General features: G+C 73.5%; 14 protein-coding genes. 9 read left to right on the top strand and 5 right to left on the bottom strand.

Annotation, left to right across the window (positions count from 1 at the left end; genetic code table 11):
- Window position 1: 1 nt before the first annotated feature.
- Window positions 2–961, bottom strand: coding sequence for a deoxyribose-phosphate aldolase (gene deoC / locus V6U81_RS05250; protein ID WP_334485006.1), 960 nt, complete (start codon window positions 959–961; stop codon window positions 2–4).
- A 134-nt stretch (window positions 962–1095) separates the two neighbouring features.
- Between deoC and upp the strand changes: the two genes are divergently transcribed.
- Window positions 1096–1728: a uracil phosphoribosyltransferase gene (upp, locus tag V6U81_RS05255; protein ID WP_334485008.1), complete on the top strand. Its 633-nt coding sequence runs from the start codon at window positions 1096–1098 to the stop codon at window positions 1726–1728.
- A 79-nt stretch (window positions 1729–1807) separates the two neighbouring features.
- Complete coding sequence (locus V6U81_RS05260; RefSeq protein ID WP_334485010.1) at window positions 1808–2485, top strand: GOLPH3/VPS74 family protein; 678 nt, start codon at window positions 1808–1810, stop codon at window positions 2483–2485.
- A gap of 426 nt (window positions 2486–2911) precedes the next feature.
- On the opposite strand, the gene V6U81_RS05265 is transcribed toward V6U81_RS05260, so the two are convergent.
- Window positions 2912–4579: a phospho-sugar mutase gene (locus V6U81_RS05265; protein WP_334485012.1), complete on the bottom strand. Its 1668-nt coding sequence runs from the start codon at window positions 4577–4579 to the stop codon at window positions 2912–2914.
- Window positions 4580–4628: 49 nt separating this feature from the next.
- On the bottom strand, window positions 4629–6707 hold the full coding sequence (locus V6U81_RS05270; protein ID WP_334485014.1) for a serine/threonine-protein kinase: 2079 nt from the start codon (window positions 6705–6707) through the stop codon (window positions 4629–4631).
- A gap of 207 nt (window positions 6708–6914) precedes the next feature.
- On the opposite strand from V6U81_RS05270, the gene V6U81_RS05275 reads away from it, so the two are divergent.
- Both V6U81_RS05275 and V6U81_RS05280 read left to right on the top strand, forming a co-directional pair.
- Entirely contained in the window at window positions 6915–8495 is a 1581-nt protein-coding gene (locus V6U81_RS05275) for an acyl-CoA mutase large subunit family protein (RefSeq protein WP_334485016.1), read from the top strand.
- A 601-nt stretch (window positions 8496–9096) separates the two neighbouring features.
- Window positions 9097–10356, top strand: a complete 1260-nt coding sequence (locus V6U81_RS05280) for an amidohydrolase (RefSeq protein WP_334485018.1) — start codon at window positions 9097–9099, stop codon at window positions 10354–10356.
- Here the strand turns inward: V6U81_RS05280 and V6U81_RS05285 are convergent.
- Window positions 10313–11266, bottom strand: coding sequence for a DUF4349 domain-containing protein (locus V6U81_RS05285; RefSeq protein ID WP_334485020.1), 954 nt, complete (start codon window positions 11264–11266; stop codon window positions 10313–10315). The genes V6U81_RS05280 and V6U81_RS05285 overlap by 44 nt on opposite strands.
- A gap of 121 nt (window positions 11267–11387) precedes the next feature.
- On the opposite strand from V6U81_RS05285, the gene V6U81_RS05290 reads away from it, so the two are divergent.
- Genes V6U81_RS05290 through V6U81_RS05305 form a run of 4 tightly spaced genes read left to right on the top strand, consistent with a single transcriptional unit; the run spans window position 11388 to window position 14745 of the window.
- Complete coding sequence (locus V6U81_RS05290) at window positions 11388–12017, top strand: MBL fold metallo-hydrolase (RefSeq protein WP_334485021.1); 630 nt, start codon at window positions 11388–11390, stop codon at window positions 12015–12017.
- Window positions 12018–12020: 3 nt separating this feature from the next.
- Window positions 12021–12959: a hypothetical protein gene (locus V6U81_RS05295; RefSeq protein ID WP_334485024.1), complete on the top strand. Its 939-nt coding sequence runs from the start codon at window positions 12021–12023 to the stop codon at window positions 12957–12959.
- 31 nt (window positions 12960–12990) lie between these two features.
- A complete protein-coding gene (locus tag V6U81_RS05300) occupies window positions 12991–13740 on the top strand; it encodes an SCO6745 family protein (protein WP_334485025.1) in 750 nt (249 codons plus the stop codon).
- A 42-nt stretch (window positions 13741–13782) separates the two neighbouring features.
- Window positions 13783–14745, top strand: a complete 963-nt coding sequence (locus V6U81_RS05305; RefSeq protein ID WP_334485027.1) for a GNAT family N-acetyltransferase — start codon at window positions 13783–13785, stop codon at window positions 14743–14745.
- A gap of 72 nt (window positions 14746–14817) precedes the next feature.
- On the opposite strand, the gene V6U81_RS05310 is transcribed toward V6U81_RS05305, so the two are convergent.
- Window positions 14818–15273, bottom strand: a complete 456-nt coding sequence (locus V6U81_RS05310; RefSeq protein WP_334485029.1) for a gamma-glutamylcyclotransferase — start codon at window positions 15271–15273, stop codon at window positions 14818–14820.
- A 106-nt stretch (window positions 15274–15379) separates the two neighbouring features.
- On the opposite strand from V6U81_RS05310, the gene V6U81_RS05315 reads away from it, so the two are divergent.
- On the top strand, window positions 15380–16783 hold the full coding sequence (locus tag V6U81_RS05315) for an NAD(P)H-quinone dehydrogenase (protein WP_334485031.1): 1404 nt from the start codon (window positions 15380–15382) through the stop codon (window positions 16781–16783).
- Window positions 16784–16835: the final 52 nt, after the last annotated feature.

Consider the following 16835-nt stretch of genomic DNA (forward strand, 5'->3'; position numbering starts at 1 on the left):
CTCAGTCCAGGGTGAAGTAGTCGGGACCGGAGTAGACGCCGGTCGTCAGCTTGGTGCGCTGCATGAGCAGGTCGTTGAGGAGGCTGGAGGCGCCGAACCGGAACCAGTCCGGGTCGAGCCAGTCCGGGCCGACGGTCTCGTTGACCATCACCAGGTACTTGATGGCGTCCTTGGTGGTCTTGATGCCGCCGGCCGGCTTCACGCCGACCTGCCGCCCGGTGGCGGCGCGGAAGTCGCGGACCGCCTCCAGCATCACCAGGGTCACCGGCAGGGTGGCCGCGACGGGCACCTTGCCGGTGGAGGTCTTGATGAAGTCGCCACCGGCCAGCATGGCCAGCCAGGAGGCCCGGCGCACGTTGTCGTAGGTGGCCAGCTCGCCGGTCTCCAGGATCACCTTCAGGTGGGCGTCGCCGGAGGCCTCCTTGGTGGCCACGATCTCGTCGTAGACCTCCTTGTAACGGCCGGCCAGGAAGGCGCCCCGGTTGATCACCATGTCGATCTCGTCGGCGCCGGCCTCGACGGCCGCCCGGGTGTCGGCGAGCTTGATCTCCAGCGGCGCCTGACCGGACGGGAAGGCGGTCGCCACGCTGGCCAGGTGTACACCGGATCCGCGCAGCACCTCGGCCACGTACGGGACCATCGCCGGGTAGACGCAGACCGCGCCGACGTGCGGGCAGGAGAGGTCGGCCGGGTCGGGGCGCAGCGCCTTGGCGGCCAGCGCCCGGACCTTGCCGGGGGTGTCCGCGCCCTCCAGGGTGGTCAGGTCGACCATCCGGATGGCCAGGTCGATCGCCTGGGCCTTGGCGGTGGTCTTGATGGAGCGGGTGCCGAGCTGTGCCGCCCGCTGCTCCGCGCCGACCTGGTCCACGCCCGGTAGGCCGTGCAGGAAGGTCCGCAGAGCGGTCTCGGATCGTCCCAGCTCGGAGAGGTCCGACCGGGCCGACGTCGCTGTCGCCGTCATGACCCGAATACTACGCATCCCGAGGTCGAGTGATCTTGGTCACGGCGGACCGGTCGCGCGCCACACGTGAGCGGCGTCGCTGGTCACCCCGCAGGCGCAGTGCGCGGCGGCCCGGACCGGTAGGTTGAGCGATCGTGGACGTACACGTCATTGACCACCCGCTCGCTCAGTCGCGGCTGACCGCCATGCGGGACGCCCGGACCGACTCGTCGACGTTCCGGGCCGCGCTGCACGAACTCACCACCATGCTGGTGTACGAGGCCGCGCGCACCTTCCCGGTCGAGAAGTACCCGGTGCAGACCCCGGTCACCGGCACCGAGGGCACCCGACTGGCCAACCCCCCGCTGCTGGTGCCGGTGCTGCGGGCCGGTCTCGGCATGGCCGACGCCGCGCTCGGGCTGCTGCCGGAGTCGTCGATGGGCTTCGTCGGCCTGGCCCGGGACGAGAAGACGTACGAGCCGCGCGCGTACATGGAGTCGCTGCCCCGCGACCTGTCCGGCCTGCCCGTGCTGGTGCTCGACCCGATGCTGGCCACCGGTGGCTCGCTGGAGCACTGCTGCCGGCTGCTGGCCGACCGTGGTTGCACCGACATCACCGTGCTCTGCGTGCTGGCCGCGCCGGTCGGCATCGCCCGGCTGGAGCAGTCGGGCCTGCCGCTGCGCCTGGTCACCGCCTCGATCGACGAGGGCCTGAACGAGAACATGTTCATCGTGCCGGGCCTCGGCGACGCCGGCGACCGGCAGTTCGGCGGCATGCCCCGGTTCTGACCGATCACCGTCACGGTCCCGGGGCGGATGTCGGCGGGTCGGCGCGCGGGGGAGCGCGCAACCGCTACCGTCTCGGGCCATGACTGGTGTTGCGCTCGCCGAAGAGCTGCTGCTGCTGGCGTACGACGACGAGACCGGCAAGGCGACGATGCCGCGGATCAGCCTCGACCTGGGGATGGCCGCGGCCGTCCTGGTCGAGCTGGCCCTGGCCGGCCGGATCGCGTACGCCGAGGGGTCCCTGACCGTCACCGACCCGACGCCGGTGGGTGAGCCGATCATCGACGAGGTGCTGGGCCGGATGGCCGCGGACACCCCGCACACGCCCTCCTCGTGGGTGCAGCGGCTCCGGCACGGCCTGCGCGACCGGATCCTCGGCGATCTGGTCGACCGGGGCGTGGTCCGCGACGTCGAGGAGACCGAGCTGGGCTTCATCCACGTGCACCGCTATCCGACGGCGGACGCCACGGTGGAGGAGGAGACCCGGCGGCGGCTCGCCGAGGCGCTGGCCGACGGGCAGCTCCCCGACGAGCGGACGGCCGCCCTGGCCACCCTGGTCGCGGTGCTGCGGATGGAACCGGCGCTCCGGCTGACCGGCGCGGCGGCCGAGGACGCCCGCCGCCGGCTGGAGGAGATCGCCGGCGGTGCCGGCTTCTCCGGCAACGTCAGCCTCGACGACTCCGTGGTCCGCCCCTCGGTCGGCCTCGTCGTAGCCGCCCTGGGCCAAGCCGTGGACCAGGCCCTCGGCAAGCGCACGTGACTAACCGGAGGCCGTGACGCGGTGTGATCGCGCCCCGCTCTCGGCCCTCGACTACTCCTTGTCACCGCCGTGCGCCGCCGTTCGGTCGGCGGCCGGTCGCCCCGACCGGCGTACCGCCGTGAGCAGCGATTTCGCTGGTGAACCCGCCGCCACCCACATCCTCGGTCCGGATGCTTTGCTCTGCTGCAGCGGAGGCAACAGTCACTGAACGTGCCTGTTGCGTCGAGGGCAGCAGAGCAAAGCGTCTAAGCAGGTGTCCGGGGTCGCCCGACCATCGCTACGGGGCGTGACGGTATCGGAGTGGCGTCCGGCCGGCACCGTGCCATGCCCACGCCGCCGAGCGGGGGCACGGCAGCGTGGGCCGGCAGACCGACCCGCCCGGCGGGCGGCCGGGGCTAGCGGCCCACCCCCAGAGGGTGCCGATGCTCAGAGACCCAGCGCGGTGGCGATCTCGGTGCGGAGGGTTGCGATCGCGGTGTGGGCGCGGGTGCGGGCTGCGGGCACGTCGCCGTCCGCGACCGGCTCCACCACCTCCAGGTACGCCTTGAGCTTCGGCTCGGTGCCGGACGGGCGGATCACCACCCGGACGGCGTCGGTCCGCAGGATCACCACGTCCGAGGCGGGGAGCAGGTCCTCCGCCGCCGTCACCGGCCGCCCCAGCAGCGCGGTGGGGGTGGCCACCCGGACCCGGGCCATCGCGTCGGCGATCACCCGCAGGTCGTCCACCCGCACGGAGAGCTGGTCGGTGTGGTGCACGCCGAACTCGGCGGCGAGCTCGTCCAGCCGGTCGGTCAGCGTGCGGCCCTGCGCCTTCAGCCCGGCGGCCAGCTCGGCGACGGTCAGCGCGGCGGTGATCCCGTCCTTGTCCCGGACGTGCTCCGGCGCCACGCAGTAGCCGAGCGCCTCCTCGTACCCGAAGACCAGCGCCTCGGCCCCGCCGCCGGCCCGGACGATCCACTTGAACCCGGTCAGCGTCTCGTCGTAGGGCAGGCCCCGGGCGGCGCACATCGCCCGCAGCAGGGACGACGACACGATCGTGGTGGCGTACAGGCCGGTCACGCCGCGGCGCATCAGGTGGTCGGCGAGGAGCGCGCCCACCTCGTCCCCGCGCAGCATCCGCCAGCCGGTCTCCCCGTCGCGCACCGCCACCGCGCAGCGGTCCGCGTCGGGGTCGTTGGCAATGGCGAGGTCCGCCCCGATGGAGCCGGCGAGCGCGACGAGGTGGTCCACCGCGCCCGGCTCCTCCGGGTTGGGGAAGCTCACCGTCGGGAAGGCCGGGTCCGGCTCCGCCTGGTCGGGCACCACCCCGGGCACCGGGAAGCCGGCCCGGGCGAAGGCCGCGGTCAGCACCGCCCCGCCCACCCCGTGCAGCGGCGTGTACGCCACCTTCAGGTCGCGGGGGCCGTCCGGGTCGACCACCGCGGCGGCCCGCTCCACGTACGACGCGACCAGGTCGTCGCCGAGCACCTGGCCGGGCTGGCCGAGCGGCACCTGGGCCAGCACGCCGACCGCCCGGATGGCGGACTCGATCCCGGCGTCGGCCGGCGGCACGATCTGGGCGCCCGCGCCGAGCGCCCCACCGAGCTGCGCGCCCAGGTAGACCTTGTAGCCGTTGTCCTGCGGCGGGTTGTGGCTGGCGGTCACCATCACCCCGGCCACCGCCCCGAGGTGGCGCACCGCGTACGCCAGCACCGGGGTGGGCAGCGGGCGGGGCAGCAGCAGCGCCGGCCGGCCGGCGCCGGTGGCCACCTGGGCGGTGCGCTCGGCGAACGCCCGGGAGCCGTACCGGGCGTCGTACCCGATCACCAGCGGCCCCTCGCCGCCCTGGGCGGCGAGCCAGCCGACCAGCCCGGCCGCGGCCCGGGTGACCACCGCGAGGTTCATCCCGTTCGGGCCGGCCCGCAGCGGGCCGCGCAGCCCGGCGGTGCCGAAGGTCAGCGGCCCGGCGAACCGGTCGGCCAGCTCCGGCGCGCTCTCCGGCAGCCGGTCGAGCACCGCCCGCAGCTCGTCCCGGCTGACCGGGTCGGGGTCGTCGTCGAGCCAGCGTCGAGCCTGGTCGCGCATCTGGTCAAGGTCAGTGGTTTCCGCCGCCATTGCCTCTTGATAGCACGGCGGCGGATCACCACGTCCCGTCGGCCTCGACTCAGCCGGCCGTCGTGAGCTGGAACGTCTTCGTCATCTCGTCGAAGATCGGCTTGCTCTCCTCGAACTTGGCGTCGGTGGCGGAGAGGTAGAACGAGTACATCTTCCCGTCGCTGAGCACGCCCCGCCACACCCCGTGCCGCTTGCCGTCGCCGTCGCCGCAGGTGTACTCGAACTGGACGCCCGGCTTGCCGGCGGTCTCCTGCTCGTCCATGCCGACCTGCTGGTACGGCTTGTCGCAGGTGGTGCTCTTGGTCTTCAGGAAGTTCTGGGCCACGTCGGCCCACCGGGTGGGGGTGCCCTTCCACTTCTCGGCGAGGATGCGCACCTTGCGCCCGCTGTCGGCCGGGTCGACGTAGTCGATGTAGGACGTGCCCGTGGCCTTCTTCCAGCCCTTCGGCACCATCAGCCGCACGCCCCTGGCGTTGTGCTCCTGCATCTCCGGCAGTTCGGCACCGGCCGCCGGCGCGGTCGGCTGGGCCTGCTGCGGCGCGCTCGGCTTCGGATCGTCGCCGCCGCTGAGCGAGATCACGCCGATCAGCAGCACCACGGCCAGGCCGGCTGCCGCCGCGAGCTGGAGCTTGCGCGGCCAGCCCTTCACGGTGGTGACCATCTGGCCGCCGGCCCCCTTGACCTTGCCGAGGGCGCCACCGTCGGTCCCCGCCGGCGCGGTGGCCGGCGACGTCCACGGCTGGCCGGTGCCCGGCACCGACCACTGGCCGCCGCCGTAGACCGGCTGGGTGGCCTCGGGCCGGCCGGCGTACATCTGCTGGGTGGCGTCCGGGGTGCCGCCGTAGACGCGCTGGGTGGCGTCGGGGTGGCCGGTGCCGATCCGCCGGGTTGCCTCGGGCGCCCCGCCCGGGTTGATCCGCTGGGTGGCCTCCGGTGCGCCGCCGTACGTCCCGGCCACCGGCCGGCCCGGGGTGGGCATCGCGCCGGTGGGCGTGTGCAGCGGGCCGGCGAGCACGTCGGCGCTGGTGTCGTCCAGGCCGGCGGCGGCCGGCGCCGACGTCGGCCGCTCACCGCGGCGCAGCGCGGCGAGCCGGTCGGTCAGGGACTCGCCGGGGCCGATCATGGCCCGACCGCCGATCTGACCGCTCGGCTTCGGTTCGGGCTGGGCGGGCGGGGCGGGCGGCGCCGAGGGACGCTGCACCGGCACCACCGCGTACGGGTCGGTGACCGAGTTGACCGCGGTGGCGGTGCTGGTCAGCGGCCCGGCGAGCAGCTCACGGAGCATCGCCCGGGCGGTGTGCACGTCGAGGCGGCGGGCCGGGTCCTTCTCCAGCAGGCCCATCAGCACCCGGGTCAGCGGGCCGCTGCGCTGGGGCGTGGCCGGCGGGTCCTCGACCACGGCGTGCATGGTCTCGATCGGGTCACCCCGGTCGAACGGCGGCCGCCCCTCCACGGCGGTGTAGAGCGTCACGCCGAGCGAGAAGAGGTCGCTGGGCGGCCCGAACTCCTGGCCCATGGCCCGCTCGGGGGAGATGAAGTGCGGCGAACCGAGCACCATGCCGGGGGTGGTGAGCTGGACGTCGGTGGGCATCCGGGCCACGCCGAAGTCGGTCAGCACGCAGCGGCCGTCGGTGCAGATCAGCACGTTGGCCGGCTTGACGTCGCGGTGCAGCACGCCGTTGGCGTGCGCCACCTCCAGCGCGCCGAGCAACGCGATGCCGATCTTGGCCACCGCCCGGGGCGCGACCGGCCCGTCCTCGATCACCATGTCGGCGAGGCTGCGCGCGTCCAGCAGCTCCATCACGATCCAGGGGCGGCCGCCCTCGGTGACCACGTCGTACACCTGGACCACCGCGGGGTGCTGGATGGCCGCCGCGGCGCGGGCCTCGCGCAGGGTGCGTTCGTACATCGAGTCCCGGTCGCTGGGGGCCAGCCCGGGAGGCAGGACGACCTCCTTGACCGCGACGTCACGCCGCAACAGGGTGTCGGTGGCACGCCAGACCGTGCCCATGCCGCCGTTGCCCACCGCGGACCGCAGCGAGTAGCGACCGCCGATGGTGGTGCCGGGTGCCGCACGTCCGTTCGGAGGACTGACTGGTCCGCCGCTCCACGTCGGGATCTGAGTCACAGAAAAGCCACCGGGGGATATCGAGGGGGGCTGGGACACAACCCCCCTATCTTGCTGGTTCCGACGCCCGATGCGAAACCCGACGCGGCGGACCTTTGCGCTACTCGACGGTACGTGCCCGGGTCTTCACCTCCGGTCGATCTCCGTCGGCGCTGGTGTGCGGTATCCCTCACCCATCGACGGCGTCCGGCGTCCTACCATCCGGTAATGAGCGAACGGTCGAGCGAGTCCGGTTTCCCGATCAAGGGCGTCTACACGGCGGCCGACCTGCCCGACGAGTTGGAGACGCGGCTCGGCGGGCCGGGCGAGTATCCCTATACCCGTGGGGTCTACCCCACCATGTACACGTCCCGGCCGTGGACCATGCGGCAGTACGCCGGCTTCGGCACCGCCACCGAGTCCAACGCCCGGTACCACCAGCTCCTGCGGGCCGGCACGATGGGCCTCTCCGTCGCCTTCGACCTGCCCACCCAGATGGGCTACGACTCCGACGACCCGATCGCGCACGGCGAGGTCGGCAAGGTCGGGGTGGCCATCGACTCCATCGAGGACATGCGGCTGCTCTTCGCCGGCATCCCGCTGGACAAGGTCTCCACCTCGATGACCATCAACGCGCCCGGTTCGGTGCTGCTCCTGCTCTACCAACTCGTGGCGGAGGAGGCCGGCGTCGCGGGCGGCGCGCTCAACGGCACCATCCAGAACGACATCCTCAAGGAGTACATCGCCCGGGGGACGTACATCTTCCCGCCGAAGCCCTCGCTGCGGCTGGTGGCCGACACTTTCGCGTACTGCCGCAAGGAGGTGCCGAAGTGGAACACCATCTCCATCTCCGGCTACCACATGGCCGAGGCCGGCGCGACGCCCGCGCAGGAGATCGCGTTCACCCTGGCCAACGGCGTGGAGTACGTCCGGGCGGCGCTGGCGGCCGGGCTGGCCGTGGACGACTTCGCGCCCCGGCTGTCGTTCTTCTTCGTCGCCCGCACCACCCTGCTGGAGGAGGTGGCGAAGTTCCGCGCCGCCCGGCGGATCTGGGCCCGGTTGATGCGCGACGACTTCGGCGCCAAGGATCCGAAGTCGATGATGCTGCGCTTCCACACCCAGACCGCCGGCGTGCAGCTGACCGCCCAGCAGCCCGAGGTGAACCTGGTCCGGGTCGCGGTGCAGGGGCTGGGCGCGGTGCTCGGCGGCACCCAGTCGCTGCACACCAACAGCTTCGACGAGGCGATCGCGCTGCCCACCGAGAAGGCCGCCCGGCTGGCCCTGCGTACCCAGCAGGTGCTGGCGTACGAGACGGACCTGACGGCCACCGTCGACCCGTTCGCCGGGTCGTACGTGGTGGAGGCGATGACCGCGGAGATCGAGGCGGCGGCGCTCGAGCTGATGGAGCGGGTGGCCGACCACGGCTCCGCGGTGGACGCCATCGAGGCGGGTTTCCAGAAGCGTGAGATCGAGCAGTCGGCCTACCAGATCGCCCAGGAGATCGACTCGGGCGAGCGGGTGGTGGTCGGGCTCAACCGCTTCACCATCGACGAGGAGGAGCCGTACGAGCCGCTGCGGGTGGACCCGACGATCGAGGCGGCCCAGGCCGACCGGCTGGCCCGGCTGCGCGCGGAGCGGGACAACGGGGCGGTCGAGCGGGCTCTCGCCGAGCTGCGGGCCGCCGCCGAGGGCAGCGACAACGTGCTCTACCCGATGAAGGAGGCGCTGCGGGCCCGGGCCACCGTCGGTGAGGTCTGTGGGACGCTCCGCCAGGTGTGGGGGACGTACCGTCCCAGCGACCGCTTCTGACCTGCGCTTTTTCGACGGCCCCCGGCGCGATGCGGCGCCGGGGGCCGTCGCGCGTCCGGGTAGGGGTGTCCGGTCAGGGGTCGCGGGCGGGGCCTGGACGGAGCTACCGTCGGTGACAGATTCCTGGTGCGCCGCCCGTGCGGGCCGCCCGGGCAGCGTGGCCCTCCGGGCGCGGGCGTGTGCCCCCGGGGTTCCTGGGTAACCCGAACGGGTGAACCGGACGGACAGCATGTCCGGCCGCGCGCGGGACCGTCGTGTCACCGTCGGGAGTCGCCCGGCTGCCGTGGGTCGTCGGTTAATTGTCGGAGTGCCAGTTAACCGCAAAGACTAATGCGACAATTCGGAACGACGGCTCGGATCGACGGCGATTTCGTGACCGCCGAAACGGTTACGCGTTGTAGGAGGTGTGGGGCAGATGACGGCGTTCGAACGCGATCTACCTGCTGTCCCGCTGTTTTTCGAGCCCTCTCACCAGGGCTTACGTGACGCTGCGCGGTCCGATCACTACCGTAACGAGGTTGCGCAGCGTCACCGCCGGAGGTCTAGGCTGTCTGCTGTCCGCTCCGATGATCCATCCATTCCTAGTGATCGAGAATTCGACGTGACGAGTGCGTTGACGCTGCCGAACGGCAGCCAGCTGGCGTCGTCCTGGCCGGAGGCGCCATCCGGGTCCCAGCCCCTGCCCCATGAGCTCGACCATCTGCTCGCCCTGCGGGTACCCGGCCTCATCGCCACCCGTCGCCACATCCACTCCCACCCGGAGCTCTCCGGCGAGGAGTTCGAGACGGCGGCGCTGGTCGCCCGAGAGCTCTCCCTGGCCGGCCTGCACCCGCGGCTGCTGCCGAAGGGCAACGGGGTCATCTGCGACGTCGACGGGCGCCCCGACGGCCCGGTGATCGCGCTCCGCGCCGACATCGACGCGCTGCCGCTGACCGACCCGAAGGACGTCTCGTACCGGTCCACAGTGGACGGGGCCTGCCACGCCTGTGGCCACGACGTGCACACCACGGTGCTGCTCGGCGTCGGGATGCTGCTGGCCCAGCTCAAGGAGATCGGCCAGCTCGACGGCCGGGTCCGGCTGATCTTCCAGCCGGCGGAGGAGATCCTGCCCTGCGGCTCGCTGGAGGTCATCGAGGCCGGCGGCCTGGAGGACGTGGTGCAGATCTTCGCGCTGCACTGCGACCCGGCCCTGCCGGTCGGCAAGGTCGGGTTGCGGGTCGGCCCGATCACCGCGGCCGCCGACAACGTCACCGTCCGGCTCACCGGCCCGGGCGGGCACACCGCCCGCCCGCACCTGACCGTCGACCTCGTCGACGCGCTCGGTCGGCTGGTCACCGAGGTGCCGGCCCTGGTCAGCCGCCGGGTGCCGGCCAACAGCGGGCTGCTGCTGGTGTTCGGCCACGCCTCGGCCGGCACCCGGTACAACGTCATCCCCTCCGAGGCGTGCGCCTCCGGCACCCTGCGGGTGATGGACCGCGACACCTGGGAGCAGGCTCCCAAGATCGTCGCTCAGGTCGTCCGGGACGTCATCGCGCCCACCGGCGCCACCGTCGACCTCGAATACCTGCGCGGCCGGCCGCCGGTGAGCAACGACTCCCGGGCGATCCAGGTGCTCACCGCCGCCACCGCCGCGTCGCTCGGCCCCGAGGGGATAGCCGAGACCCCGCAGAGCATGGGCGGCGAGGACTTCTCCTGGTACCTGGAGTACGTCCCCGGCGCGCTGGCCCGCCTCGGCGTCGGCCGGTCCGGGCCCAACGTGGACCTGCACCGGGGTTCGTTCGACGTCGACGAACGGGCCATCCCCGTCGGGGTGCGGCTCATGGTCCAGACCGCGCTGCGGGCACTGGCGGCGGCGCGATAGGAGCCGGCGGGTGGCCACCGCCGATCGGCGCCGTCGGGGGCGCCGGGGGTGCGGGCCGCCGCCGACGCCGCCGGCGCGCCAGCACCATCAACAGCGCCACGGGTACGCCGAAGGTCAGCAGCCAGGGCAGCACCGCCCCCAGCACGGTGAGCAGGATGGTCATCGAGGCCACGAAGACCCGCCACCCGCCGCGCAGACCCACCATGAAGCCGGTCTCGGTCTCGTCCTCGGCCGTCGAGGCGTCCTTGCCGACGAAGGTCACGGTGATCGTGGAGAGCGCGGTCAGGTCGCCGAGCTTCCGCTTCTTCGCCTCCAGCGAGGCCAGGTCGGCCTGCCGCTTGCTGACCTCGTCCTCCAGGGACACCAGCTCCGGGATCGAGGACGCCCGGGCGAGCAGCTTGCGGGCGCTCTCCACCCGGGCCCGCTGGGTGATGATCCGCGCGTCCAGGTCGACCACCTCCTCGGTGACGTCCTGGGTCTTCACCTCCCGGCGCTGCTGCTTGCCGTAGGTGGCCAGCTCGTCGATGAGCGCGGTGAACTTCGCCGCGGGCACCCGCAGCTCCAGCTCCGCCTCCGCGTCGGCGGCCACGCTGCGCCGGTTGTCCCCGCCGACGAAGCCACCCGCCTCGCCGACCGCGGCGACCGCCTTCCGGGCCGCACCCTCCACGTCGTCCACCTGCACCCGCATCGTTCCGGTGTAGATGATCGAACGCTGGTCGACCCGCAGGTCCGGCGCCGTACCGCCGGCCTTGCCCGGCTCGGCGGCGCCACCTGCCGGCGCCTGGGCCGCCGGCCGGCCGGAGTCCGAGGCGGAGTCGCTCCCACCCGCCCCGCAGCCGGTGGCCAGCAGGGCCACCAACCCGATCACCGCCAGGGCCACACCCCGGCGTCGTACCGTTCGTCCTGTCATCCCCGCTCCTGTCCCGTGACCGCCCCGACCGCCGGGGCGATGGTTCGGACGCGACGCGACACCGCGCCGGTTCCGGCAGACTGCGCTGAGGACGTCACGATTCGATACGCGAGGAGTCACGATGCGGCTCACCAAATACGCCCACTCCTGCCTCCGGGTCGACCACGACGGGTCGGTGCTGGTCGTCGACCCCGGCGGGTTCAGCGACCCGGCGGCCCTGGACGGGGCGGACGCGGTGCTGATCACCCACGAGCACCCGGACCACGTGAACGTCGAGGCGCTCACCCGGCAGCTGGAGAAGAACCCGGTGCCGGTGCACGGGCCGGCCTCGCTGGCCGGCGTCCTGGGCGACGCGGCCGAGGCGCTGCGCCCGGTACGACCGGGTGAGTCGTTCACCGTCGCCGGCGTGCCGGTACGCGCCTTCGGCGGGCGACACGCCGTCATCCACCCCGACATCCCGGTGATCGACAACATCGGCTACCTGCTCGACGGGCGGATCTACCACCCCGGCGACGCGCTCTTCGTCCCCGAGGACGTCGAGGTGGAGACGCTCTTCGCCCCGATCCACGCGCCCTGGTCCAAGTTCTCCGAGGTGGTCGACTTCATCCGGGCCGTCGCGCCCCGCCGGGCGTACGCCCTGCACGACGCGCTGCTCAACACCAACGGGTACGCCATCCTCGACCGCCAGTACACCGCGCTCTCCGGCACCGAATACCAGCGGCTCGAGCCGGGCACCCGGATCGACGTCTGAGCCGTGCCCGCCGCCCCGTCCGACCTCGTCCGGGAGCTCTACCGCACGCCCCCGGACCGGTTCGTCGCCGCCCGGGACGCCGCCGTCGCCGAGGCCCGCCGGGCCGGTGACGCCGCCGGCGCCCGCCAGATCGCCCGGCTGAAGCGGCCCACCGTGGCCGCCTGGTTGGTCAACCTGCTCGCCCTGGACCGCCCCGAGCTCGTCGCCGACCTGGCCCCGCTCGCCGAGGCGCTACGCGCCGCCCAGCGCGACCTCAAGGGCGCGAAGCTGCGCGAACTCTCCGCCCAGCGGCGGGCCGTGGTCGCCGCGCTGGTCGCGGAGGTCCGCCGGATCGCGGCCGCCACTCCGGACGCCCCCGGGGCCGGAAAGCTGCCGTTGGGCGAGGTCGAGTCGACCCTCAACGCGGCGCTGGCCGACCCGGAGGTGGCCGAGCAGGTGCGCTCGGGGCAACTGCTGCGGGCCGCCCACTACGCCGGCTTCGGCGAGGTGCCCCGTCCACAGTTGCGGCTGGTCACCGGGGGCGAGCAGGAGCTCCGGCGGGCGCCGGACCGGGAGGCGGAGCGGGCGGCGCGCCGGGCCCGGGACGAACGGACGGCGGCCCGGGCCGCCCGGGCCGAGCGGGCGAACCGCCGCCGGGCGCTGGAGCGGGAGCGGAGCGCGGCGCGTACCGACCAGGAACGGGCCGAGTCCGAGCGGGACGGCGCGGCGCAGGCCGAGCAGGACGGTGCCGCCGCCCTGGACCGGATCGAGGCGGAACTGGCCGAACTGGAGCGCCGGCGGGCCGCCGCCGAGCAGGAGCTGAGCCGGTCGAAGCTGGCCCGACGGGCCGCGGAGCGGACGCTGACCGCGGCCCGAAGGCGGGCCGGCGAGGTCGAGGCGGCCATCGAGGCGCTGGATGCCGAAGAGGAGGATGCCGACCCGGCCGACGACCGTCCACAATGAGCTGGATGGATGCGCGCAGCGGGCGGCCGGCGTGACGCCGGAACAGGTGGCAGCCGCGAGCAAGCCCGCCGTGCTGGAGCTGGGCGAGGCGTTCAGCCGCTGCCCGGCGACGCTGCGCCGGGCCCGGCTGCTCGGCATCTCCGGGTGGGCCTTCTACATCACCGGCCGGGCCGGGGCGCTCGGCGACGTCCGCGCCGAGACGGTCGCCGCCGCGCTCGGCTTCATCGCCCCGGAGGCGGTCGCCGACGGGTGGGACGCCGCCGCCCGGGTGGTCCGCCCGCTGGAGGTGGCCTCGGCCAACCTCGCCGAGTGCTGCCGGTGGGGCGGCACGCGCCTGGACGACCTGCCGGGCGTGCCGCGACTGGCGGCCCTGCTGGAACGGGTGGTGGCCGCGGCGGACGCCACCGGGATGCCGCTCTTCGCCGCCTGGCGGGCCATGCCGGCGCCGGCCCACACCGCTGGGGCCCGGGCCGCGGTCGCGCTGCTGCTGCTCCGTGAACACTTCACCGGGGCGTATCTGCTGGCCGTCCGGGCCGGCGGGATGACCCCGCTGGAGGCGGTGCTGGCCGGACCCGAGGGCGCCACCGGGGCGACGGCGTGCGGGTGGTCGCCGCCCTACCCGCCGGTGGGCCCGTTGGTCCGCCGGCGGCTCTGGGCGGAGGCGGTCACCGACCGGCTCACCTCGGCGGCGTTCCGGTCGCTGCGTCCTGGCGAGGGCGCGGAGCTGGTGGAGCTGCTCGCCGGCATCCGGGCCCGGCTCGCCACCCCGGCGGGGCGGTAAATCGGCGGCGGGCGCGCCACCCCGCTGCCACAATCTCCGACCGTGACCCTTCCCGCCGGTTGGACCGCCCGCCGCCCCGCCCTCGACGACGTCCCCGCGATCCTCGCCGTGGTGCACGCCTCCGACACCTTCGCCATCGGGTACCCCGACTTCGACGCCGCGGACGTCCAGGACTGCCTGACCGCGCCCTTCTTCGACCCGGCCCGGGACTCCTGGCTGGTCACCGACCCGGACGGCCGGGTCGTCGCCTGGACGCTGGTGGACAACCCCACCGGCGTCGGACGGGAGTGGGTCGAGGTCTACGTCGACCCCGAGCGGGCGACGGAGCTGCGGGCCCCGCTGCTCGCCCGCCAGCTCGACCGGACGGCCGAGCGTGCCGCCGAGCGTGGGCTGGCCGGGTTGACCGTGCGCACCGGCGTCTACCCGCCGGAGACCCGCTGGGCGGCCGAACTGACCGAGGCCGGCTTCACCCGGCTCAAGCGGTACATCCGGATGAGCCGCGAGCTGGCCGACCTGCCCGCCGAGCCGCCGCCCCCGCCCGGGGTGACCGTCCGCCCGCTGCGCGCCGACGACGAGGCCGACCTGCGCGAGTTCCACCGGATCTACGACACCGCGTTCCGGGACACCCCGGACTACGAGCCGCTGGACTTCGACCGCTGGCGGGAGCACATCCCCGCCTCCTGCCAGGTCTGGGACGAGTGGTTCGTCGCCGAGGTCGACGGCGCCCCGGCCGGCGCCCTCGTCTCCTCCAACCAGGCGCTGGACCAGGACATGGGGTGGGTGCGCACGCTGTCGGTGCTGCCGGAGTACCGGCGGCGCGGAGTGGGCGCGGCGCTGCTGCGGCGGGCCTTCGCGGTGTACGCGGCGAAGGGCCGCACGGCAGCCGGCCTCGGCGTCGACCTCGCCAACCCGACCGCCCCGGTCACCCTCTACCGCTCGGTGGGGCTGCGCGAGGTGCGCTGGACCGACATGTACGAGCGGATCGTCCCCGCCGCCGCTGTGTGATGCACGACCCTCGCCGGGGTCGGCGGCGGAAGCCGGCGGCCCCGGGAGCAGACTGGGGGCGTGCGATACGCGCTACGCCGACGCGGTGCCGGTGGGGCGGGACCGCAGCTCGGTGACGTAGTCGTCCGGCGCGCCCGCCTTCTCCGCCGCGTTCGCGATCTCCGACAGGTACCACGAGGTCGGCAGGCCGCCCTCGTACCCGTCGAAGACGTACACCCAGGCGGTCACGTCCCCGTCGAGGGTCGAGACCCGGACGGTGAGCTTGCGGTACGTGCCGGCGGTGACGCCCTCGATCTCGTCGAGCTGTGCGGCGTCGTACGGGTGGATGTCGTACAGCGCCACGAAGACCCGGTCGCCCGGGGACTCGACGACGGTGCTGACCGAGCCTTCCCAGCCGATCACGTCCTCGCCCGCGAAGGTCAGCCGCCAGCCCTCCAGCCAGCCGACGCCCACCATCGGCGAATGCGGACAGTAGGCGCGCATCCGGGCGGGGTCCAGGTTTGAGCCGTAGGCCGCGTAGTGACGCACGGCGATGACGATAGCCCGGCCGACGGGTGGGGGAGAATACGACGGTGCGTGTCGGACGCGTTCGGGAGAAGAAAGTCACCATGAGCACTGACGGAGGGCGAGGGCTGTGACCCACATCGTGATCATCGGCGGGGGGCCGGCCGGCTACGAGGCGGCGCTGGTCGCCGCTCAGCTGGACGCCGACGTCACCGTGGTGGAGGCCGAGGGGGCCGGCGGCGCCTGCGTGCTCTCCGACTGCGTCCCGTCGAAGACCTTCATCGCCAGCTCGTCGGTGGTGACCGGCTACCGGGACACCGAGGAGTTCGGCGTGCACTCCGACGGCCTGGAGGCGGTGACGGTCGACGCCACCGCGGTCCACGAGCGGGTGAAGCGGCTGGCGCTGGCCCAGTCCGCCGACATCCACACCAAGCTGGTGAAGGCCGGGGTCACCTTCGTCGCGGGCACCGCCCGGCTGGGCGAGGACACGCTCGGTCACACCCACCGGGTGATCGTCACGCCCGCCGACGGTGGTGACGAGTACTCGATCGCCGCCTCGACCGTCCTGGTCGCCACCGGGGCCACCCCCCGCCAGTTGCCCACCGCCGTGCCGGACGGCGAGCGGATCCTGACCTGGCGCCAGGTGTACGACCTGCCGGAGCTCCCCGAGCACCTGATCGTGGTCGGCTCCGGTGTGACCGGCGCCGAGTTCGCCAGCGCCTACCTGGCGATGGGCGTGCAGGTGACGCTGGTCTCCAGCCGGGACCGGGTGATGCCGCACGAGGACGCCGACGCGGCCATGGCGATCGAGCGGGTCTTCCGTAACCGGGGCATGAGCATCCTCAACAACTCCCGGGCGGACGCGGTCCGCCGCACCGACGACGGCGTCGAGGTCCAACTCTCCGACGGCCGCGTCGTGTACGGCTCCCACGCGCTGATCGCCGTCGGTTCGGTCCCGAACACCGCCGGCCTCGGTCTCGCCGAGTACGGCGTCGAGCTGGCCAGGGGTGGCTACGTCACGGTGGACCGGGTGTCCCGGACCAACGTCCCCGGCGTCTACGCCGCGGGCGACTGCACCGGGGTGCTGCCGTTGGCCAGCGTCGCGGCCATGCAGGGCCGGATCGCGATGTGGCACGCGCTCGGCGAGGCGGTCCGGCCGCTGCGGCTGCGTACCGTGGCGGCGAACGTCTTCACCGACCCGGAACTGGCCACGGTGGGCGTCTCGCAGGACGAGGTGGACGCCGGCAAGGTGCCGGCCCGCCAGGTGATGCTGCCGCTGTCGGGCAACGCCCGGGCGAAGATGGACGACCTGGCCGACGGCTTCGTGAAGCTCTTCTGCCGTCCGGCCAGTGGCCAGGTGGTCGGCGGCGTGGTGGTGGCTCCCAAGGCCAGCGAGCTGATCCTCCCCATCACGTTGGCGGTGGAGAACAACCTGACGGTCAACGAGCTGGCCCAGACCATCACCATCTACCCGTCGCTGTCCGGCTCGATCACCGAGGCGGCCCGCCAGCTCATGCTTCACGAACTGGAGTGACCGCCGGGCGGCGGAAGGCGGCCGCGCCGATATCAGCTTCCCGCAGGCGCGC

This window comes from Micromonospora lacuserhaii, from assembly GCF_036902735.1.
Classification (GTDB): domain Bacteria; phylum Actinomycetota; class Actinomycetes; order Mycobacteriales; family Micromonosporaceae; genus Micromonospora.